The organism is Azospirillum agricola (assembly GCF_017876095.1).
Classification (GTDB): domain Bacteria; phylum Pseudomonadota; class Alphaproteobacteria; order Azospirillales; family Azospirillaceae; genus Azospirillum; species Azospirillum agricola.
In genome coordinates this window covers 12,539-33,674 of the sequence record NZ_JAGINM010000021.1, presented here as the reverse complement: position 1 = coordinate 33,674, position 21,136 = coordinate 12,539, and the positions used below count along the sequence as shown (strand labels likewise).

Here is a 21,136-nt window from a genome sequence, read left to right as displayed (position 1 = left end):
TCTCCGGGGCGTTTTTGGATGAACGGGCGGTCAGCCGGCGATTTGGCCGGCCAGATGGCAGGCGACGTGATGGTTGGGGCCGATCGGGCGCAGAAGCGGCTTGTCGGTGCGGCAGCGCGCGACGGCCTGCCCGCAGCGCGGGTGGAAGGGGCAGCCGGGCGGCGGGGCCAGCGGCGAGGGGATCTCCCCCTTCACCAGATCGAGGCTGGCGGCGTTCTCCGGCTCCGACGCGGCGATCAGGGTCTGGGTGTAAGGGTGCGCCGGGCGGGCGATGACGTCCGCCTTGTCGCCGATCTCCATGAACTGGCCGAGATACAGCACGCCGATCCGGCTGCTCATGTAGGCGACCACCGCCAGATCGTGCGAGATCAGCAGGTAGGTCAGCTTCAGCTCGGCCTGGAGGTCCTTCAGCAGGTTCAGCACCTGCGCCTGGATCGACACGTCGAGCGCCGACACCGGCTCGTCGAGCACCAGCACGCGCGGCTCCAGCGCCAGCGCGCGGGCGATGGCGACGCGCTGGCGCTGGCCGCCGCTGAGTTCGGAGGGGCGGCGGTTCGCGTGCGCGGCGGTCAGCCCGACCTTCTCCAACAGTTCGAGGACGCGGCGCTCGTAGGCGGCGTTGTCGGGCTGGGTGCCCTGGACCCGCATCGGCTCGGCGACGATGGAGGCGACGCGCAGGCGCGGGTTCAGCGCGCTGGTCGGGTCCTGCAGCACCGGTTGCAGCGTGCGGCGGCGCCACGCATCGTCCTCGGCCGACAGGCGGGGGCCGAAGCGGCGGTCGGCGATGCGGATGTCGCCGGCGCTCTGGGTCTCGGCGCCGATCAGCATCTTGGCGATGGTCGATTTGCCGGACCCGGATTCGCCGACCAGACCGAAGGTGCCGCCCTCCTCGACCGCGAAGGACACGCCGGCCACCGCCGCCAGCGGGCGAGGACGGGCCAGGAAGCGCGGGCGGACGTGATAGGTCTTGGTCAGGCCGCTGATCCGGATGAAGGCGTCGGTGTCGGCCAGAGTGTCGGCGGGGATGGCGGTCATGACGGCAGCCCTTCCGGGACCCAGCAGGCGACGGCGCGGCGGTCGTCCTCGAAGCGGCGGTCGTCGGGGTAGTGGGAGAAGCAGCGCGGCTGCGCCTTGGCGCAGCGCGGGGCGAAGCGGCAGCCGGCGCCATGCTCGCCGGCCAGCGGCGGCTGGCCGGGGATGACGGCGAGCCGTTCGGCGTGCCGCGCGATCTTCGGCACCGCGCCGATCAGTCCCTTGGTGTAGGGGTGGGCGGGGTCGTTGAAGACGCGGGCGACGGGACCCTGCTCGACGATGCGGCCGCCATACATCACCGCCACCTCGTCGCAGAAGCGCGACACGAGGTGCAGGTCGTGGGTGACCAGGATCATCGCCATGCCGCGCGCCGCCTGGATCTCGCGCAGCAACGACAGGATCTGCAGGCGGATGGTGACGTCGAGCGCGGTGGTCGGTTCGTCGGCGATCAGCAGGTCGGGCTCGCAGCCGACGTTCATGCCGATGGCGATCCGCTGGCGCATGCCGCCGCTGAACTGGTGGGGATAGCTGCCGACGCGCTCCTCGGCCGCCGGGATGTGGACGCGGCGCAGCGTCTCCACCGCGCGGGCCCACAGGTTGCGCCGCCCCGACACGCCGCGATGGTAACGGAACACTTCGCCGACCTGATCGCCGATGGTGAAGAGCGGGTTGATCGAGGTCATCGGGTCCTGGAGGATCATGCCGATCTGGCCGCCGCGGATCGCGGTCATGGCGCGCGGTGACTTGTCGAACAGGTTCTCGCCCTTGAACCATACCGACCCGCCGGCCTGCGACAGCGCCGGCGGCAGCAGCCGCAGGATCGACAGGCAGGTCAGGCTCTTGCCCGAGCCGGACTCGCCGACCAGACCCAGGGTGCGCCCGGCATGGACCGAGAAGCTGACCCCGTCCACCGCCGCCGCCGAACCGTCGCGGGCCGACAGGCGGGTGGTGAGGTTCTCGACGCGCAGGATCTCGCTCATCGGGCCTCCTCCGAGCCGTTGCCGGCGCGCAAGGAATCGCCCAGCAGGTTGGCGGCCAGCACGGTCAGCATCAGCACGCAGCCCGGCAGGATCGAGGTCCACCACGCGCGCTCCAGATAGCCGCGCCCGTCGGCGATCATGGTGCCCCAGGACGGGTCGGGCGGCTGGATGCCGAGGCCGAGAAAGCTCAAGGTCGCCTCCAGGATGATGATCAGGCCGAGGTCCAGCGTCAGCAGCACCAGCAGCGTGTTGCGGACGTTCGGCAGGATGTGGACCAGCACGATCCGCAGGTGCGAGGCGCCGGCCAGCCGCGCCAGCAGCACGAAGTCGCGGTGGCGCAGGCTGAGCGCCTCGGCGCGGATGACGCGGGCGAAGCGCGCCCAGTTGGCCAGCGTGATGACGGCGACGATGTTGGTGGTGCTGGGGCCGATGGCGCCGACCATCACCATGGCGAGGATCACCGGCGGCAGCGCGTACTGGATGTCGGCGACCCGCATGATGATCCCGTCGATCCAGCCGCCGCGGTAGCCGGCGACGATGCCGAGCAGCGTGCCCGACGTCCCCGCCAGCGCCACCACCGCCGCCGCGATCAGCAGCGAGAGCTGGCCGCCGACGATGGCGCGGCTGAACACGTCGCGGCCGAGCTGGTCGGTGCCGAACCAATGCTCGGCCGAGGGCGGTTGCAGCGCGTTGCCGAGATCCATGGCGTTGGGATCGAAGGGCGCGATCCACGGGGCGAGCAGCGCGCTGCCGACCACCAGGGCCAGGATGGACAGCGCCAGGACCAGCCGGGCGCGGCGGACGGCGCCGCGCAGGGAGATCCGGCGGCGGGGCGCGGCCACGGCCGGCTCCCTCCGCGACAGGGCGTCAGCGACCATAGCGGATCCTCGGATCGATGAAGGCGTAGAGCAGGTCGACGACGAGGTTGATCAGGATGAACAGCGCCGCCGAGACCACCACCGCCGCCTGGACGACGGTGTAGTCGAGCTGGGAGATCGCATCGACGATCAGCTTGCCGAAGCCGGGCCAGGAGAAGACCGCCTCGATCGACACCGCCCCGCCCAGCAGGATGCCGAACTGCGAGGCGGCGAAGGTGATGACCGGCAGCGAGGCGTTGCTCAGCGCGTGCTTCAGGATGACGACCCGCTCGGGCAGGCCCTTGATGCGCGCCATCTTGATGTATTCGGCGTCCATGACCTCGGCCATGTTGGCCTGAGTCAGCCGCATCAGCCCGGCCGCCGAGTACCAGCCGAGCGCCAGCGCCGGCAGCAGCACATGGGAGAACCCGCCATAGCCGCCGGTCGGCAGCCAATGCAGCTCCACCGAAAAGAAGCGGATGAACAGCAGGGCGAAGAAGAAGGGCGGCGCCGACTGGCCGAGCACGGCGAACAGCCGCCCGGCCTGATCGGCGACGCCGCCCGGCCGCACCGCCGACAGGATGCCGAGCGGCACCCCCAGCCCGACGGCAAAGGCCATCGCGGTGCCCGTCAGGTACAAGCTGGGGCCGAGCCGTTCCAGCACGATCCCCAGCGCCGGCACGCCGTAGCGGAAGGAGGTGCCGAGGTCGCCCTGCAGCAGCCCGCCGAGGAAGCGCAGATACTGCACGAACAGCGGGTCGGCGGTGCCGAGCTGCTGGCGGAACAGGTCGCGGTCGGCCTCGGTTGCTTCGGGCGGCAGCATCAGGTGGGCGGGGTCGCCGACCAGCCGGACGATGATGAAGATGATGATGGTCATCAGCAGCACGGTCGCCAGACCGGCGCCGAGCCGGCGCAGGATGTAGCTAACCATCGATGGTCTCCGGGGCGACGACCTCCGAAGCAAGCGCGGCGACGGCGCGTTCGCGCAGCGCCAGCCGCTGGGTCTTGCCGGTGCTGGTGCGCGGCCACGCGTCGACGAAGGCGACGTGGCGCGGCACCTTGTAGCCGGCGATGTTGTCCTTGCAGAAGCGCAGCAGGGCGCTTGCCTCCACCGTCTCGCCCGGTTCCGGCTCGACGAAGGCGTAGGGCACCTCGCCGAAGCGGGTGTCGGGGACGCCGACGATCACCGCCTCGCGCACGCCGGGGAAGGTCTTCAGGAACTCCTCGATCTCCAGCGCGGCGACGTTGTGGCCGCCGGGCTTGATCATCTCCTTGATGCGGCCCCGGAAGACCAGCCGGCCGTCCCCGGTCAGCTCGCCAAGGTCGCCGGTGTGCAGCCAGCCCTCGGAATCGATCGCCTTGGCGGTCTCCTCCGGCTTGCGGTAATAGCCCTTGGTGACGGTGTAGCCCTTGATCAGGATCTCGCCGGGCTTGCCGGGCGGCAGGGGGCTGCCGTCGTCGATGTCGACGATGCGGAGGCGCACGCCGGGGGAGGGCGGGCCGACCGTCGCGACGCGGGTCTCGACGGGATCGTCCCAGCGGTTGCGGGTGGCGGCGTTGCTGGTCTCCGACAGGCCGTAGACGCTGACCCACTGCGACACGCCCAGCGTCTCGATCACCCAGCGGATCGACTGCGGCCCCAGCGGCACGCCGCTGCCGGTGCGCAGGCTGGAGAGGTCGTAACGCTCGTGCGCGCGGGTCGCCTTGATGTCCTGGACGATCGGCTCGACGAAGAAGCTGGCGGTGATGCGCTCGCGCTCGATCGTCCGGCAGAACTCCTCGACCTCGTAATGGTCCTGGACGACCAGCGTTGCGCCGGCCAGGAACAGCGTCAGCGTCACCGAGGTGCCGGTCGCGCTGAACAGCGGCACCGTCAGCAGATAGCGGTCCTCCGCTGTGAAGGCGTAGCGCTCGATGGCGTGCCAGTTGTTCTGCAGCAGCGGCCCGTGCGCGACCATCGCTCCCTTCGGGAAGGAGGTGGTGCCCGAGGTGTAGAGGATCTGCGCCACGTCGTCGGCGGAGACCGCCGCGATGGCACGGTCGAGCGCGTCGTCGGCCCTGCGCAGCGCCGCGCCCTCCGCCTCGACGGCCGACAGGGACAGGGTGCTGCCCGGCACCTCGTCCCCGGCGCACAGCACGGTGCGGAGCTGCGGGAAGGCGTCGGTCCGCCAGCCGTCGCGCGGCTGCGCGCGCCAGTCGGGGACGGAGTGTTCGAGAATGTCGAAATAGCTGACCGAGCGGAAGCCCGGCGCCAGGATCAGCGCCACGCTGTCCGACTGGCCGAGCGCGTAGCGGAGGTCGGCGTTGCGGAAGCGCGTGTTGATCGGCACCAGCACGGCGCCGGTCAGCGGCACCGCCCAGCGGGCGACCAGCCAGTCGAGCCCGTCCGGCATCCACAGCGCGACCTTGTCGTCCTTGGCGATGCCGAGCGACAGCAGCCCGCGCGCCAGATCCCTGGCCCGCTCGGCGAGTTGCGTGTAGGTCAGCGCGGCGCCGCCCACCTTGGCCGCCACACGGTCGCCGTGCGCCCCGGCCGCCCAATCGAGCGCCTGCGCGAAGGTCTTGTCGTGCCATTGCATGGGTTGCGCCTCGCTTATCGATGACAAACCCTCTCCCCGCTCTCGGCGGACCGAAGGTCCGCCTGCCGCGTCAGCTCAAACGTCGTTTGCGCGTGAGCGGGGGAGAGGGCTTTGATGCGACGGGGTGCCGGTTTTACTTCCAGCCGACCTTGCGGAAGCTGAGGAAGCCGGAGCCCTGCTGGATTTCCCAATCCAGGCTCTTCTTCTTGCCGAAGACGTAATAGAGTTCGGAGATGAAGATGGCGGCGGCGTCCTCGTTCAGGATCTTGCCGACCTTCTTGAACAGCTCGCCGCGCTTGGCGGTGTCGGTGGTGCGGTTCACCTCGTCCAGCAGGGCCTCGACGTCGGCGTTGTAATAGTCCGACCAGCTCCCCTCCTTGGCGAAGGCGCCGCCGACCGGGTGGATCGGGTCGTAGATGGCGTTGGTGAACTGCGAGACCGTCATCGGGTCCGACTTGTGCGTGTTGTTCAACCGGCCCCAGGAGGCGTAATCGACGCGCTGGATGTCGGTCTTCACGCCGATCTGCGCCCAATAGGCGGCCAGCGCCTCGGCGACCTCCTTGGGTTGGTCGGTGCCGCTGTAGAGCCGCGTGTCGAAGCCGTTGGGGTAGCCGGCCTTGGCCAGCAGCTCCTTCGCCTTCTTCGGGTCGTAGGGGTAGGGCTTCAGGTCGGGGTCGGAGCCGTAGGGGTAGTGCTTCGACACGAAGGTCGCCAGCGGCTCGCCGACCCCGTGCAGCACGCCCTTGATGATCGCCTTGCTGTCGATGGCGTAGCTCAGCGCCTGGCGCACCTCGCGCTTGGCGATCGGCAGCTCCGGGCGGTTGGTGTAGAGGCGGACGTAGAGCGGCGAGGCCACCGGGTTGGCAACGACGTCCAACCCCGGCTCCTTCTTCAGCCGGTCGTAGTCGGGCAGCGGCACGACGACGGCGAGGTCGATCTCGCCGGTCAGCAGCGCGTTGACGCGGCTGCTCGGCTCCGGGATCACCTTGAAGACCAGGGTCTTGATCGCCGGCTTCTCGCCCCAGTAGTCCTCGAAGCGCTCCAGCACGAGGTTCTGGCCGACCTTGTACTCCTTGATGCGGTACGGCCCGAGCGACACCGGCGCCTGCGCGAAGGCCTCGCCCGAGGGCAGGCTGGCGACGTAGGCGCCGGGGATGATGTAGAGGTAGCCGGCGATCTTGTTGGCGAAGGCGCCGTCCGGCACCTTCAGCCTGATCACCGCCGTCAGCGGGTCGGGCGTCTCCACCGAGGCGACGATGGGGGCGAAGTAGGGGCGCCGGGTGCTCTTGTTCTCCGGCTTCAGGATGTGGTCGATCGACGCCTTGACGTCGGCCGCGGTGAAGGCGCTGCCGTCGTGGAACTTGACGCCGCTGCGCAGCTTGTAGGTGTAGGTCAGGCCGTCCGGCGAAATCTCAAGCCCGGTGGCCAGCCGCGGCACCAGCGTGCCCTTGACGTCGAAGCCATAGAGCGTGTCGTAGATCTGCCAGCCGTAGCGCAGGGACTCGCCGCTGACCGCGACCAGCCCGTCGAGATTCTGGAACTCCTTCTCCAGCCCGACCACCACCGTGTCGCGGTCGACCGCCGGCTTGTCCGGGGCGGCCAGCGCCGTGCCCGGCAGGGCGGACCAGGCGAGCAGCGCGCCAAAACCGGCCCCGGCCAATGTCCGGGCGAAACCGCGCCGGCTGAACTTCCCCGTCTTGAACGACATCATCCCCATCCTCAGGCCCATCCTTGGCGTTGGCCGGTCTCGGCTCGGTTGGCGGGCGCCTCGGCACGGCCGCAAGGCCGGAGGCGCCGCGCATATTTCACAGAAAAATCTGCAAATTCCTATCTCTTGAATAGAGTGTGTCGCATTCGATGCAATGAGTGCAAGCGTATTTTTATCGTACCCGATCCAAAGGCCATGCTAGGGGTATTGCATCGATTTTCCGACGGGATTGCGCCGATGCGATGATCTTCCCGCTCGAATTGCATTGGCCCGCCGCGCCGCCCGCTGCTAGGATGCGCCGGTTCCCAACCCCGCCCGCCCCGCCTGCCCCCGCCCGAAGGTTCTCCATCCATGCTGCCCAAGCCGGACCACCGCCACCCCCAGCCGGACGCTGCGGACCCTGAGGGAAACGGCGGGCCGGAGGCCCATCCGGGTGGCGCTCCCTGGGTGCCGGTGCTGGAACGGACCGACGGGCCGCTCTATCTGGCGCTCGCCGCCGCCATCGAATCCGCCATCGCCAGCGGGGAGCTGCCGCCGGGCTTCCGGCTGCCGCCGCAGCGCTGGCTGGCCAACGCGCTGGGCATCACCGCCGGCACGGTCAACCGGGGCTACGCCATCGCCCGCGAACGCGGCCTCGTGACCGGCGAGGTCGGGCGCGGCACCTTCATTCGCGAGGGGGAGCGGTCGATCGCGACGGTGCCGCCCGCCTCACCCCTGCCGGTCATGGCCGAACCGCGCCTCCCGGCCCCGGAACCGCTGGCGGTGCGGCCGGTGGATCTCAGCTGCTTCCGCTCGCCGGTGGCCGGGCTCGACGGCCTGCTGGCCCCGGTCTTCGCCGAGGCGGCGGCGCGGGTGGCGCGGCTGCCGCCGCACCGCTACCCGCCGGTCGCCGGCCACCGGCCGCACCGCGAGGCGGCGGCGCGCTGGCTGCGCCGCTTCGGGCTGGAGGTGCCGGCCGACCGGGTGATGGTGACGATGGGGGCCCAGCACGCGACCTTCCTGACGCTGAAGGCGCTGACCAACCCAGGCGACGCGGTGCTGACCGAGGCGGTCACCTATTCCGGCGTCAAGACGATGGCGGAGCTGCTGGGGCTGCGGCTGGTCGGCGTGCCGATGGACGGGGAGGGGCTGGACCCCGCCGCGCTGGAGCGGCTGGCCGGCGAGACCCGCGCCCGCCTGCTGGTCACCCAGCCCTCGCTGCACAATCCCACGGTCCAGCGCATGCCGGCGGAACGGCGCCAGCGCGTCGCCGCCACCGCCCGCGCCTTCGATCTGACGGTGATCGAGGACGACACCGCCGCCGCGGCGCTGGCGGACCGTCCGCCCGCCATCGCCGCGCTGGCGCCGGAACGCAGCGTCTTCATCGCCAGCCCGGCGAAATGCATCAGCCCGGCGCTGCGCGTCGGCGTGCTGACGGCGGCCCCCGACCTGCTGGAGCGGATCGAGGACACCGCCCATCTGGCCGACCTCGCCATCCCGCCCTTCGCCGGGGAACTGCTGGCGGTGATGGTGGAGGACGGCACCGCCGACCGCGTCGTCGCCGCCTACCGCGCGGTGATGGGGGAGCGTTACGCCATCGCCGAGGCGGCGCTGCGCGGCCAGTCCCACAGCGGGCACCCGGCCGCCTTCCATCTGTGGCTGCATTTGCCGGAAAGCTGGAGCGCCCGCGACTTCGCGGCGGCGGCGCGGGAGGAGGGCATCCTGGTCGTCCCCGCCGACAACTTCACCGTCGGCGACGCCACGCCGCGCGCGGTGAGGGTCTCGGTCAACGGCAACGCGACGGCCGACGAGTTGCGCCGGAGCATGGAGACGCTGGCCCGACTGGCCGGCACGCGCCGCCGCCGGCTCTTCACCGTGGTGTAAGTCCGTTTCAGACGTCCGGGTTTCCGCCGGACGGCCGGGCGAAGCGGCGGAAGCTGCCGACCGCCGTCGCCAGCAGGCTGCCGTCCTCCGCCCGCAGGCTGGCGGAGGTGGAAACCACCCGCCCGCCGCCGCCCTCGACCCGCCCTTGCGCAGTCAGCCGGCCGGCGCGTGACGGGGCAATGAAGTTGCAGGTCAGCGAGATGGTCACGGTCGGGCGCGGCTGGCTGGCGTTGGGCGCGTAGCCGGCGGCCAGCCCGCTGGCGGTGTCGAGCAGGGCCATCACCACCCCGCCATGGACGACCCCGGTGCGGTTCAGATGCTGCGGTTCGAGGTCGAGCACCAGCTCGCACAGGTCGGTTTCCCAGCGCAGCACGCGCCAGCCCAGATGGCGCTGGAAGGGGGTGACGGTCAGCCCAGCGTTGTCGGCCACGTCGTCCGCCATATTGTCCGCCGCATCGGGGACGGCACTCATGGCGCGGCGCTCCTGGTGCCGGCGAGCCGCTCCAGCGCCCAGGCCTTGAGGGCCGAGGTCCGGATCTTCCCGGTTCCGGCGGTGATCGGCAGACGGTCGAGCGCGAAGAGATGCGCCGGGCGCTTGTAGCCGCTGAGGCGCGGGACCAGGAACGCCTCCAGCTCCGCCGCGTCGAGCGGTGCCCGCAGCACGACGAAGGCGGCGCCGACCTCACCGTCCGCCGGGTGGGGCAGGCCGACCACCGCGACCTCCACCACCGCCGGGTGCTGGGCGATGGCGTGCGCGACCTCGGCGGTGGAGACGTTGAAGCCCTTGTGTTTGTAGCCGTCCTTCAGCCGCCCGAGGAAGACCAGGCTGCCGTCCGCCTCCAGCCGGCCGCGGTCGCCGGTGCGGAACCAGCCGTCGGTGGTGAAGGCGGCGCGCGTCTCTTCCGGCTTGTCGAAATAACCCGGCGTGATGCAGTAGCCGCGCGCCTGGATTTCGCCCTCCGCCCCGGCGGGAAGCGCGCCGTCCTGGTCGGGGTCGCCGATGCGGATCTCCACCCCCGGCAGCGGGTGGCCCTGGACCCGCAGACGCTCCTCCAGCGTCGCGTGGTGCCAGGTGCGGACGGCGACGCCGGCGGTCTCGGTCATGCCGTAGCTGTTGACCAGCTCGCGCACGCCGAGCCGGGTGATGATCGTCTCAAGCTCCGCCGGGTCGCGGGTGACGGCGCCGCCGAAGCGCAGGGCGTGGCGGGTCGCCGGGAAGTCCGGGTGGTCGAGCAGCGCCTTGACCATCGCGGGCACCAGCAGGATGCCGGTGACGCGCTCCTCCACCAAGGTGGCGAGGCACCGCCCGGCGTCGAAGCGCTCCTCCAGAATAATGGCGCCGCCTTGCGTCCACAGGGTCAGGATGCCGTTGACCATCGCCATGATGCCGAACAGCGGCACGGCGAGATACTGCCGGTCCTCCGGCCCGACGCCCATCCGCACCGCCCCGTCGAACCCCTTGCGCCACAGAACGTGGGTCAGCAGGATCCCCTTGGGCAGGGCGGTGGTGCCGGAGCTGTAGGCCAGCGTGCAGGGCGCCGTCGGATTGCCGGCGCGCGGGGCCGGCGGCAGAGGATGCGGCGGCGGCTCCGACCAGTCGAGCGCTCCCGGATGATCCGGCCCCGGTTGGTCGAGGGCGACGACGTGGCGCAGCTCGGGGAAGGGGCCGGCCGCCGCGATCTCCGCCAGGAAGTCGCGGAAGGCGCCTGCGCCCGGCACCAGGATGGCCTGGGCGCGCGATTGGCGGATCTGGTAGGCGGCCTCCTCGCGCGCCAGCCGGGTGTTGAGCACCACCGCGACCAGCCCGCTCTGCGTCGCGCCCAGCCAGTACCACAGGAACTCCGGCCGGTTGGGCAGCCACAGCGCGACATGGGCGCCGGGCTCCAGCCCCAGCGTGGCGAGGCGGGAGGCGGCGGCCTCGACCTCCGCCCGCATCTGGCGGTAGCTCCAGCGCCGGCCCTGAAAGATGAGGGCCTCGCGCTCCGCGAAGCGCTCGGCGACGAGATCGAGCGCCTCGCCGTGGGTCTTGCCGATGAAGTCGTTCATGCCGGCACCGGGGACGCGGGAAGGATGGGATTGGCGGGGATAGGGGCGGCGGCCTGCTGTCCGGCGATCCGCCCGCCGACGAGGCATTCCGCGAGGTTGCCGCCGCTGAGATAGAGGTGGCCGAAGACGCTGCCCAGCTCTCCGGCGGCGAACAGCCGGGGGATCGGCTCGCCGAAGGGCGTCAACACGCGCTGGAGCGGGTCGTGGACCGGGCCGCCCTGGGTGTTGATGACGATGGGCCACGCCTCGGCGTGGTAGAAGGGCGGGGTGTCGATCGGGACCATGCTGTCGGGCCTCCGGCCGTGGTCGTGGTCGTGCCCTTCGCGGCAGGCGGCGTTCCAGCGCGCCAGCGTGTCGGCCAGCGTCGATTCCGGGATGCCGGTCTGGGCGGCCAGCTCGGCGAGGTTGTCGGCGCGGCGCAGGATGCCCAGCTCGATCTCGCGGAGGTTGTCGGCGCTCCACTCGTGGACCGGGGCGCGGCCGTTGGCGATGGAGCGGCCGATCGGGTAGAGCCGCCGCCCGTTCTCGTCGAGGATCAGCCGGGCGGGGATGCGCGGGAAACTCTGGGTCTTGGGATCGAAGGCGTCGAGCGGGCGGATCCCGGTGTCGCCGGGGTAGGGCGGGTATTCGTCCATGAAGCGGCGTCCGGTCTGGTCGACCAGGATCCAGGCGACGCGCGCCGGCTCCTTCTTCGTCCCCGCGGGCAGGCCGAGGGCCGAGCTGTGTCCGGCCGGGCCGGGTGTCCACATCGGCAGGGCCTTGAGGTAGAAGGCGTAGGGATAGGCCGGGTCGCTGTGCCGCAGCCCGTAGGGGCCGTGGTAGTGCCACATGTGCCAGAGCGCCGCCCCGACGTCCTGCGCCATGGCGATGCCGTCGCCGCTGTTGCCGAGGAAGGAGCCGGCCAGCACGGGAATTGCCTGGAAATGGTCGCGCTTCAGCGCCTCCCCCGTCTCGAAGCCGCCGCAGGCGAGCACCACGCCGCGTCGGGCGCGGACGCGGACCGTGCGCCCATCGATCTCGGCGAGCAGCCCGGTCACGGCACGATCCGGCCCGGTCAGCAGGCGGCGGACGGGGGCGTCGGTGACGATCCGTGCGCCCTTGCGGCGGGCGGCGGCCTCCAGCGCGTGGAACAGGCGCCCGCCGTCGGTCAGCTTGGAGGCCGCGTGCGGCGGCGTTTCCAGCCCCGGTACCTCGGTGATGGCGGCATAGCCCAGTGCTTCGTAGCCGGGAAACGGGTAGTTGCCGGGCGACGGCGTCACCGTCACCGTGGCCCCCAGCGGCTCGGCGAGCTCCCGCAGCCAGTCCGGGGCGGCGACCATGCCGTCGGCCAGCGCCTCCAGAGGCGCGCGCGGGGTGCGGCCGGCGCAGGTCGCCTCCAGATAGGAGAGCGCCGCAGCGCGGTCGAAGGCGATCCGCACGCCGCCGGCCGACACGATGGTCAGGCCGCCGGGGTCGGGCATCTTCTCCAGCACCAGCACCTCGGCCCCGGCCTGCCGCGCGGCGATGGCGGCGGCGGCGCCCGCCCCGCCGAAGCCGACCACGACGACGTCGGTCTCCTCGTCCCACATGTCCCGGTCCGCCGTGCTCATGGGTCGATCCGGTGCTTGAAGCCGTACTCCTGCCGGCCGCGCGCGCGGGCGAGCGCCCCGGCGATTACGGCGCGTGTCTCGGATGGCGCGATGATGTCGTCGATCAACCCCATCTCGGCGGCGCGGTAGGCGCTCGATTCCTCTTCGGCCCGGCGCAGCAGGTCGGCGCGCAGCGCGTCAGGGTCGGGGGAGGCGGCGATGCGCTTGCCGTGGATGATTTCCACCCCCGCCGCCGGCCCCATCACGTTGAAGCGGGCGCCCGGCCACGCGACCAGCGCGTCGGGCTCCATCGTCTTGCCGCCGAGCGCCAGATAGGCCAGCCCGATCGCCTTGCGCAGCACGATGGTGACGATCGGCACGCTGGCGGCGATGACGCTGTTCAGCAGCCGCCCGGCCAGCGACACCATGCGCTGGTTCTCGATGTCCGGGCCGACGATGAAGCCGGGGCAGTCCGACAGGAAGACCAGCGGGATGTGGAAGGCGTCGCAGATCTCGACGAACTTGCGGGCCTTGATGGCGGCGCGGTCGTTCAGCGCGCCGGCCAGCACCAGCGGGTTGCTCGCCAGCACGCCGACCGGCTGCCCCTCGATCCGCGTCCAGGCGGTGATCAGATTGTCGGCGTAGCCCGGCCGGTACTGGAAATAGCTCCCGCCATCGACCAGCAGGCCAAGCAGCGCGTGCATGTCGTAGCCGCGCCGGTGGTTGTCGGGGACCAGCGCGGTCAGCCGCGCCCGGCCCTCTTCGCTGTCGGCCGCCGCCGGGACGGGTGGGGCCGGCGGCGGCGCCTCCCAGGCGTTGGACGGGAAGTAGGACAGGACGGCGCGGATCGCGTCGATGCAGTCGGCGTCGCTTTCCCCGGCGTGGTCGGCTTGGCCGGTCCGTTCGATGGATTTGGCGGCGCCGCCGATCTCGTCCACCGTCACCTCGCGGCCGATGCCGGCCTTGACGACGGGCGGGCCGGACATGCCGAGCACGCCGCGCCCCCTGGCGATGGTGACGAAGTCCGACTGCGCCGCCGTGAAGGACGGCCCGCCGAAGCAGGCGCCGAGGATCGCCGCCATCTGCGGCACCTTGCCGGACAGGGCGAAATGCTCGCGGAAGCGGTTGCCGATGGCGGCGGCCACCGCGCCGCTCGCCTCCTGGAAGCGCGCCGCCCCGGCCTCGCTCAGCGCGATGAAGGGCTTGCGGTGCTCCAGCGCCAGCTGGCGGACGCGCGAGACCTTGGCGTCGCCGACCCGCCCGCGCGTGCCGGCCAGCACGGTCGCGTCCTCCGAGGTGACGTAGACGACGCGGCCCTCGACCGTGCCCCAGCCGGCGACCACCCCGTCGGCGGGGGTGCGGGCGGTAAGATCGGGGTGCTGGCTGCGTGCCAGGGCGCCGATCTCCCGAAAGGAGCCGGGGTCGAGCAGCCGGTCGATGCGCTCCCGCGCGGTCAGCGCCCCCCGCCCATGGTGGCGGGCGATGGCCGCCTCGCCCCCCAGGGCGCGGGCCGCCGCCCGTCTGGCCTCAAGCTCCGCGATGGTCCCCTGATCCATGGCTCGTCCGTTCGTTTCGCACCAATCGCCTCAATCTGCTTTTCACAGAATGACGTGTCAATCTCTAGTTCCGTTGTTGATTTTGAAATTGGGCTGTGCATGAATGCAATTGCATCATTTACCCAAAGCAATTCGAGGGGCCGTTTCAGGCATGGTCCAGACGGGCATGTTTCACAAGGTCGTCGTCGCCAACCGCCGGGCCGCCGCTGCCCGCGTCATCCGGGCGTTGCGGGACCTCGGCATCCGTTCGGTGGCGCTCTATTCCGACGCCGACCGCGACGCCCCCTATCTGGCCGAGGCCGACGAGGCGGTGCACATCGGCGCCGCCCCGGCGGGCGCCAGCTACCTGAACCGCGACGCGGTGATCGCGGCGGCGCTGGCCGTGCGGGCCGACGCGGTGCATCCCGGCTACGGCTTCCTCGCCGAGGACGCGACCTTCGCCGAGCGGGTCGAGCGCGAGGTCGGCCGCTTCATCGGCCCCTCGCCCGGCTGGATCGCCCGCATGGGGCACAAGCCGAGCGCCCGCGCCCTGATGGCCGAGCACGGCATTCCCGTCGGCGGCGGCAGCGGGCCGTTGGCCGACGACGAGGCGGCGCTGTTCTCCGCCGCCGAGCGGGTCGGCTTTCCGTTGATCGTCAAGCCGGCGTCCGGCGGCGGCGGCATCGGCATGGTGGTGGCGCGTCATCCGGGCGAGCTGGCCGCCGCGGCCCGGCGCGCGCGCTCAACCGTGCGCCGGGCCTTCGGCAGCGACTCCATCTATCTGGAACGGCTGGTCGAACGGCCGCGCCACATCGAGCTTCAGGTGGTCGCCGACCGCCACGGCGCCGTCCGCACCCTGTTCGAGCGCGACTGCTCGGTGCAGCGCCGCCACCAGAAGCTGATCGAGGAGGCGACCGCCGCCAACCTCGACCGCGCCGTGCTCGACGCGCTGGCCTCGCGCGTCGCGGCGGTGCTGGGCGGCCTCGGCTACGACAGCATCGGCACGGTGGAGACGCTGTTCGCCGCCGACGGCAGCGTCCGCTTCATCGAGATGAACACCCGCCTCCAGGTCGAGCATGGCGTGACCGAGGCGATCACCGGAGTCGATCTCGTCGCCACCCAGATCCGCATCGCCGCCGGGGAACGGCTGGACGCCCTGCTGCCGGCGACCGTCGTTCCCGACGGCCACGCCATCGAGGCGCGGATCTGTGCCGAGGATCCCGACCGCTTCCTGCCCTCCACGGGGGTGCTGGAGGTCTTCCGTCCTCCGTCCGGGCCGGGCATCCGGGTCGAGACCGGTTTCGCCGAAGGCAATGACGTCACGCCCCATTACGACAGCCTGCTCGCCAAGGTCATCGCCCACGGCGCCACGCGGGCCGAGGCCATCGCCCGGTTGGATCAGGCGCTGGCCGGCTTCGCGGTGGCGGGGCTGCACAGCAACATCCCGGCGCTGCGGAGAGTCCTGGCGTCGGACGCCTTCCGCGCCGGCCACACCCACACCGGCCTGCTGGCCGAGATCGGAGAAAAGCAGGCATGAGCCGCATCGACATCCAATCCGCCGTCGCCGGCACCGTCTGGCAGATCACCGCCGAGCCGGGGGCGCGCGTCGGCGCCGGCGACCTCATCATGATCCTGGAATCGATGAAGCTGGAGATCGAGGTCCCGGCGCCCGGCGCCGGCAGGCTGAGCCTGGCGGTGACGGAAGGGCAGGTCGTCTCGGTCGGCGACGTCGTCGCCACGCTGGAGCCGGTGTAAGGCCATGGATTTCCAACTTTCCCCCCGCCAGACCGAGCTGATCGACGCCGCCCGCGACATCGCCCGGCGCAAGCTGCTGCCGCTGACCGCCGACCACAGCGTCGAGGGCGTGCGCCGCCTGCGCCGGGCGATGGCCGAACATGGGCTGCTCGGCCTCGACATCGGCGAGGAGCATGGCGGGGCCGGTCTGCCGCTGCTCGACACGCTGCTGATCATCCAGACCCTGCAGGAGGAGGCGCCGGAGCTGGGGGCGCTGGCCCACCGCTCCTCCACCGGGGCGATCGGCGCCATCCGCCACCACGGCACCGAGGCGCAGAAGAACCGCTTCCTGACCGGCGTCACCAAGGGCGAGCTGGGTGTGGCAATCGGCATCACCGAGCCGGAGGCCGGCAGCGCCGCCACCGCCATGACCACGCGGGCGGAGATCGACGGCGACCACGTCGTGCTGAACGGCCGCAAGCAGTTCGTCAGCTTCGTGCAGCACACCGAACACACCGTGGTCTATTGCCGCTTCGGCCGCAGCGGCAAGGCGCGCGACATCGGCGCCGTCATCGTGCCGCACGACGCCCCCGGCTTCAGCCGCAGCGCCGGCACGCTGAACATGGCCGACGAGTTGCAGTTCGAGCTGTTCTTCGACGATTGCCGGGTGCCGCGCGACCTCGTGCTGCTGGACGGCAACGCCTTCGGCAAGCTGATCAGCGTCTACAACGCCGAGCGGCTGGGCAGCATCGCCCGCATGCTGGGCAACGCCACCTTCGCCTACCGCTTCGCGCTCGACTACGCCGGGCAGCGGCGGCAATTCAACCGGCCGATCTCCGATTTCCAGGGTATCCAATGGATGCTGGCCGACATGCGGGTGCGGCTCGATGCGGCGACCCTGCTGGTCTGGCGGGCGGCGGCCAACGCCGATGCGGGGGCCGGCACCGGCCTGCCGCGCCGCGACGAAACCTCCATCGCCAAGCTGTTCGTCGCCGAGGCCGCCAAGCGCATCTGCGACGACGCCATCCAGATCGCCGGGGCCAACGGCTACATGAAGGACTATCCGCTGGCCCGCCGCTACGCCGAGACGCGCGGCGGCTCGATCTATGGCGGAACCCTGCAGATCCACCGCAACATGCTGGCGAGCGAGATCCTCGGCCGCGAGATCAGCCAATGGAAGCGCGCCGATGCCCCCGCATCCTGAGCCGTCCGTGCTGGCCGATCTGGTCGGACACGTCTGCCCGTCCTTCACCGTCGAGGTCGAGAAGGGCGCCATCCGCCGCTTCGCCGAGGCGCTGGGCGACCGCAACCCGATCCGCCACGACGAGGATGCGGCGCGCGCCGCCGGCCATCGCGGGCTGGTCGCTTCGCCGACCTTCCCGGCGAGCTTCCGCCTGCCGGGCGACCCGCCCTGGATGGCGCGGCTCGACCGCAGCCGCATCCGCGCGGGCGAGCAGGGATTCCGCCTGCACCGCCCCATTCTTGCCGGCGACCGTCTGACCTGCCGGCTGACCCTGACCGCCGTCGAGCGCAAGGAGGGCCGCTCCGGCCCGCTGACCCTGCTGGTGCAGGATCTCGACGGCCATGACGCGGACGGGGCGCCGGTCTTCACCAACCGGCGGGTGGCCGTGCATCTGGGGGCGCTGTGATGTTCGGAATCACCGGATTCGGCGTGCATGTGCCGCGCCTGCGGCTCGACCGCCGGGCGCTGCTCGACCAGCATGGCTGGAGTCATCCGGGGCTGAAGGCGCTGGCCAAGGGGCAGCGCAGCTTCGCTGACTGGGACGAGGACTCCGTAACCATGGCGGTCGCCGCCGCGCGGGGCGCGCTGAACGGGCGCTCCGTGACGGCGGTGACGCTCGCCTCCACCAGCCTGCCCTTCGCCGACCGGCAGAACGCCGGCATCGTCGCGGCGGCGCTCGGGCTGGGGGAGGGGGTGGCGACGTTGGACGCCACCGGCTCGCTGCGCGCCGGCACCTCCGCCCTGCTGGTGGCCTTGCGCGGGCGGACGGCCGGGCTGGTGGTCGCGGCGGAGAGCCGGCGCACCAAGCCCGCCTCGCCGCAGGAGGCGAAATACGGCGACGCGGCCGCCGCCTTCACCCTGGGCGCTGGGGATGTGCTGGCCGAGTTCCTCGGCGGCGTCTCGCTGAGCGTCGATTTCGTCGATCATTACCGGGCCTCGGACGCCGCGCACGACTATGGCTGGGAGGACCGCTGGGTCCGCGACGAGGGCTGGCTCGCCATCGTCCCGCGCGCGGCGCGCTCCGCTTTGGAGGAGGCCGGGGTCGCCGCCGCCGACGTCGCGCATTTCATCCTGCCCCCCGGCCAGCCGCGCATCGCCGCGACCGCCGCCGAGCGGCTTGGCATCCCGCCGGCGGCCGTGCGCGACGGGCTGGACACCCGCATCGGCGACAGCGGCGCGGCGCACGCGCCGCTGATGCTGGCCCACGCGCTGGAGCAGGCGAAGGCCGGCGACCTCATCCTCGCCGTCGGCTTCGGGCAGGGGGCCGACGCTCTGGTCTTCCGCGCCACCGGCCATCCCTGGCAGGGGGCAGGGGGGGAGGGGGGCATCGAGGCGGCGCTGGCTGGCGGGCGGGTGGAGAGCGGCTACGGCCGCTTCGCCGCCCTGACCGGCAGCGTCGAGCGCGACGAGGGCATGCGCGCCGAACTCGACCTGCAAACCCCGCTGACGGTGCTGTACCGCAAGCGGGACATGCTGCTCGGGCTGGTCGGCGGGCGCTGCGCCGCCTGCGGCACGCGTCAGTTCCCCAAGGCGCGGGTCTGCGTCAACCCGGACTGCAACGCCTGGGACGCCCAAGAGGATGTCCGGCTGGCCGACGACCCGGCGCGCGTCGTCACCTGGACGGCCGATCACCTGACCTACTGTCCGTCGCCGCCGGCCCATTACGGGCTGATCCAGTTCGAGGCCGGTGGCCGGCTGCTGGCGGGCTACGCCGACGTCGAGCCGGGCGACCTGTCGGTGGGGGCGCCGCTGCGCATGGTGTTCCGGGTCAAGGACCACGACCCGCGCCGCAACTTCCGCCGCTATTTCTGGAAAGCCGCGCCGGTGCGCGGCGGGGGGCTGTGAGCGATGGCAACGGGAATCCGCGACCGGGTCGCCATCGTCGGCATGGGCTGCACCCGCTTCGGCGAGCGCTGGACCGACGGCGCCGAGGATCTGATGGCCGAGGCCTACGCCGAGGCGCTGGCCGATTCCGGGCTGGAGACCAAGGACATCCAGGCGGCGTGGCTCGCCACCGCCAACGAGGATCTGCATGTCGGGCGCAGCGGCATCCCGCTGGCGACGACGCTGCGGCTGCCGCGCATCCCGGTGACGCGGGTGGAGAATTTCTGCGCCAGCGGCACCGAGGCGCTGCGCGGCGCCGTCTACGCCGTGGCGGCGGGGGCCTGCGACGTGGCGCTGGCGTTGGGGGTGGAGAAGCTGAAGGACACCGGTTATGGCGGGCTGCCCCAGCGGTCGCGCGGGGCGTTGAACGCGCTGTGGTGGCCCTCCTACACCGCACCCGGATCCTTCGCGCAGCTCGCCGAGGCCTACCGGGCCAGGCACGGCCTGTCGCGCGTGGATCTGAAGCGCGCCATGGCCCATGTCTCGGTCAAGAGCCACGCCAACGGGGCCAGGAACCCCAAGGCCCATCTGCGCAAACCCATCACCGAGCAGGCGGTGCTCGACGCGCCGATGGTGGCCGACCCGCTCGGGTTGTTCGACTGCTGCGGCGTCAGCGACGGGGCGGCCTGCGCCATCGTCACCACGCCGGAGATCGCGCGCGGCCTCGGCAAGCGCGGGGCGGTCAGCGTCAAGGCGCTGCAACTCGCCGTCTCGAACGGCGAGGAGATGGGCTTCGGCCGCTGGGACGGCAGCCACGTCGCGACCGCGCGGGTCGCCGCCGCCCGCGCCTACGCCGAGGCGGGGGTCGCCGATCCGCGCCGCGAGCTCAGCCTGACCGAGGTGCACGACTGCTTCTCCGTCACCGAGCTGGTGACCATGGAGGATCTCGGGCTGTCGCCCGAGGGCGGGGCGGTGCGTGATGTGCTGGACGGGGTGTTCGACGCCGACGGTGCGCTGCCCTGCCAGATCGACGGCGGGCTGAAATGCTTCGGCCACCCGATCGGCGCCTCGGGCCTGCGGATGGTCTACGAGCTGTATCTGCAACTGCTGGGGCGCGCCGGGCCGCGCCAGCGCGCCGACGTGCGGCTGGGCCTGACGCACAATCTCGGCGGCGCGCCGCACCAGAACGTGTGCAGCGTCGCCATCATCGGAAGGCTCGGCGAATGACGACGGACGGAGACACGGGCATGCTGGCCGGCAAGGCGGTGGTGGTGACGGGGGCCGGGCGCGGCATCGGGCGCGAGATCGCGCTGGAATTCGCCCGCCGGGGTGCCCGGGTGGTGGTGAACGACCTCGGCGTGTCGGTGAATGGGGCGGAGGGCGGCGAGGCCGGCGGCGAGACCCCGGCCGACGAGGTGGTCCGCCTGATCCGCGAGGCCGGCGGCGAGGCGGTCGCCAGCGCCGACAGCGTCGCCGACTGGGCCGGGGCCCACCGCATCGTCGAGACGGCGCTGGACCGGTTCGGCCGCATCGACGCGGTGGTCAACAACGCCGGCATCCTGCGCGACGGCATGTTCCACAAGATGACCGAGGCGGATTTCGACGCGGTGCTGGGGGTGCATCTGAAGGGCGCCTTCAACGTCGCCCGCGCCGCCGCCCCGCATTTCCGTCGGCAGCAGTCCGGCGCCTTCGTCCACATGACCTCGAACTCGGCGCTGATCGGCAACCTCGGCCAAGCCAACTACATGGCGGCGAAGCTCGGGATCGTCGGGCTGTCCAAGGCCATCGCGCTGGACATGAAGGCGTTCGGCGTGCGCTCCAACTGCGTCTCGCCCAGCGCCGCGACCCGCATGGGCGACACCGTGCCGGTGGCGACGGAGGAGCAGCGCCTGCGCGCCGAGCGTCGCCGCAGCATGACCGCCGACCGCATCGCCCCGCTCGCCGTCTTCCTGGCGAGCGATGCGGCCCGCGAGGTGACCGGCCAGATTTTCGCCGTCCGCCGCAACGAGATCTTCCTGATGAGCCAGCCCCGCCCCGCGCGCGCCCTGCATCGGGCGGAGGGATGGTCGGTGGAGACGCTGACCGACCATCTGCTGCCGGCTCTGCGCCCGTCTCTGGTGCCGCTCGACCGCGTGTCGGACGTCTTCTCCTGGGACCCGGTGTAAGG

The 21,136-nt window shown here is 71.7% G+C and carries 18 protein-coding genes; 8 read left to right on the top strand and 10 right to left on the bottom strand.

The annotated features are described in order from the left end of the window. Positions 1 to 30 precede the first annotated feature (30 nt). The 6 genes from J2847_RS25835 to J2847_RS25810 all read right to left on the bottom strand — a co-directional run bounded on the left by J2847_RS25835 (position 31) and on the right by J2847_RS25810 (position 7,165). Positions 31 to 1,035 (bottom strand): ABC transporter ATP-binding protein, encoded by a 1,005-nt coding sequence (locus J2847_RS25835; protein ID WP_233474787.1) that lies wholly within the window; start codon positions 1,033 to 1,035, stop codon positions 31 to 33. Beyond that, positions 1,032 to 2,012: an ABC transporter ATP-binding protein gene (locus J2847_RS25830; protein ID WP_209781659.1), complete on the bottom strand. Its 981-nt coding sequence runs from the start codon at positions 2,010 to 2,012 to the stop codon at positions 1,032 to 1,034. Before J2847_RS25830 ends, J2847_RS25835 begins: the two co-directional genes overlap by 4 nt. Then, entirely contained in the window at positions 2,009 to 2,854 is an 846-nt protein-coding gene (locus J2847_RS25825) for an ABC transporter permease (protein WP_209781658.1), read from the bottom strand. The genes J2847_RS25830 and J2847_RS25825 overlap by 4 nt, the downstream gene beginning before the upstream one ends. Before the next feature lie 25 nt (positions 2,855 to 2,879). After that, a complete protein-coding gene (locus J2847_RS25820) occupies positions 2,880 to 3,800 on the bottom strand; it encodes an ABC transporter permease (protein ID WP_209781657.1) in 921 nt (306 codons plus the stop codon). Further along, the gene (locus J2847_RS25815; protein WP_209781656.1) at positions 3,793 to 5,448 is read right to left on the bottom strand and encodes an AMP-binding protein; all 1,656 of its coding nucleotides are present in this window, start codon (positions 5,446 to 5,448) and stop codon (positions 3,793 to 3,795) included. Before J2847_RS25815 ends, J2847_RS25820 begins: the two co-directional genes overlap by 8 nt. A 133-nt stretch (positions 5,449 to 5,581) precedes the next feature. Next, complete coding sequence (locus tag J2847_RS25810; RefSeq protein ID WP_209781655.1) at positions 5,582 to 7,165, bottom strand: ABC transporter substrate-binding protein; 1,584 nt, start codon at positions 7,163 to 7,165, stop codon at positions 5,582 to 5,584. A gap of 342 nt (positions 7,166 to 7,507) precedes the next feature. On the opposite strand from J2847_RS25810, the gene J2847_RS25805 reads away from it, so the two are divergent. Continuing rightward, positions 7,508 to 9,019 (top strand): aminotransferase-like domain-containing protein, encoded by a 1,512-nt coding sequence (locus tag J2847_RS25805; protein WP_209781654.1) that lies wholly within the window; start codon positions 7,508 to 7,510, stop codon positions 9,017 to 9,019. Between the two features lie 7 nt (positions 9,020 to 9,026). Here J2847_RS25805 and J2847_RS25800 read toward each other — a convergent pair whose 3' ends face one another. Genes J2847_RS25800 through J2847_RS25785 form a run of 4 tightly spaced genes read right to left on the bottom strand, consistent with a single transcriptional unit; the run spans position 9,027 to position 14,189 of the window. Beyond that, positions 9,027 to 9,491: a PaaI family thioesterase gene (locus J2847_RS25800; RefSeq protein WP_209781653.1), complete on the bottom strand. Its 465-nt coding sequence runs from the start codon at positions 9,489 to 9,491 to the stop codon at positions 9,027 to 9,029. After that, entirely contained in the window at positions 9,488 to 11,065 is a 1,578-nt protein-coding gene (locus tag J2847_RS25795; RefSeq protein WP_209781652.1) for a class I adenylate-forming enzyme family protein, read from the bottom strand. The genes J2847_RS25800 and J2847_RS25795 overlap by 4 nt, the downstream gene beginning before the upstream one ends. Next, complete coding sequence (locus J2847_RS25790; protein ID WP_209781651.1) at positions 11,062 to 12,654, bottom strand: FAD-dependent oxidoreductase; 1,593 nt, start codon at positions 12,652 to 12,654, stop codon at positions 11,062 to 11,064. The genes J2847_RS25795 and J2847_RS25790 overlap by 4 nt, the downstream gene beginning before the upstream one ends. After that, positions 12,651 to 14,189 carry an acyl-CoA carboxylase subunit beta gene (locus J2847_RS25785; RefSeq protein ID WP_209781650.1) on the bottom strand — a complete coding sequence of 513 codons (1,539 nt, stop codon included), beginning with the start codon at positions 14,187 to 14,189 and terminating at the stop codon, positions 12,651 to 12,653. Before J2847_RS25785 ends, J2847_RS25790 begins: the two co-directional genes overlap by 4 nt. A gap of 166 nt (positions 14,190 to 14,355) precedes the next feature. Here J2847_RS25785 and J2847_RS25780 point away from each other — a divergent pair, with 166 nt between their 5' ends. From J2847_RS25780 to J2847_RS25750, 7 genes are read left to right on the top strand one after another with little or no spacing between them, the layout of a single operon-like run. Next, complete coding sequence (locus J2847_RS25780; protein WP_209781649.1) at positions 14,356 to 15,705, top strand: acetyl-CoA carboxylase biotin carboxylase subunit; 1,350 nt, start codon at positions 14,356 to 14,358, stop codon at positions 15,703 to 15,705. Beyond that, positions 15,702 to 15,923, top strand: coding sequence for an acyl-CoA carboxylase biotin carboxyl carrier protein subunit (locus tag J2847_RS25775; protein ID WP_209781648.1), 222 nt, complete (start codon positions 15,702 to 15,704; stop codon positions 15,921 to 15,923). Before J2847_RS25780 ends, J2847_RS25775 begins: the two co-directional genes overlap by 4 nt. Positions 15,924 to 15,927: 4 nt before the next feature. Further along, positions 15,928 to 17,106: an acyl-CoA dehydrogenase family protein gene (locus J2847_RS25770; RefSeq protein WP_209781647.1), complete on the top strand. Its 1,179-nt coding sequence runs from the start codon at positions 15,928 to 15,930 to the stop codon at positions 17,104 to 17,106. Then, positions 17,090 to 17,551, top strand: coding sequence for an FAS1-like dehydratase domain-containing protein (locus J2847_RS25765; RefSeq protein ID WP_209781646.1), 462 nt, complete (start codon positions 17,090 to 17,092; stop codon positions 17,549 to 17,551). The genes J2847_RS25770 and J2847_RS25765 overlap by 17 nt, the downstream gene beginning before the upstream one ends. Further along, entirely contained in the window at positions 17,551 to 18,990 is a 1,440-nt protein-coding gene (locus J2847_RS25760) for a 3-oxoacyl-[acyl-carrier-protein] synthase III C-terminal domain-containing protein (RefSeq protein WP_211114855.1), read from the top strand. The genes J2847_RS25765 and J2847_RS25760 overlap by 1 nt, the downstream gene beginning before the upstream one ends. A 3-nt stretch (positions 18,991 to 18,993) precedes the next feature. Further along, a complete protein-coding gene (locus tag J2847_RS25755; RefSeq protein WP_209781644.1) occupies positions 18,994 to 20,196 on the top strand; it encodes an acetyl-CoA acetyltransferase in 1,203 nt (400 codons plus the stop codon). Then, positions 20,193 to 21,134 carry an SDR family oxidoreductase gene (locus J2847_RS25750; RefSeq protein ID WP_209781643.1) on the top strand — a complete coding sequence of 314 codons (942 nt, stop codon included), beginning with the start codon at positions 20,193 to 20,195 and terminating at the stop codon, positions 21,132 to 21,134. Before J2847_RS25755 ends, J2847_RS25750 begins: the two co-directional genes overlap by 4 nt. Positions 21,135 to 21,136 lie beyond the last annotated feature (2 nt).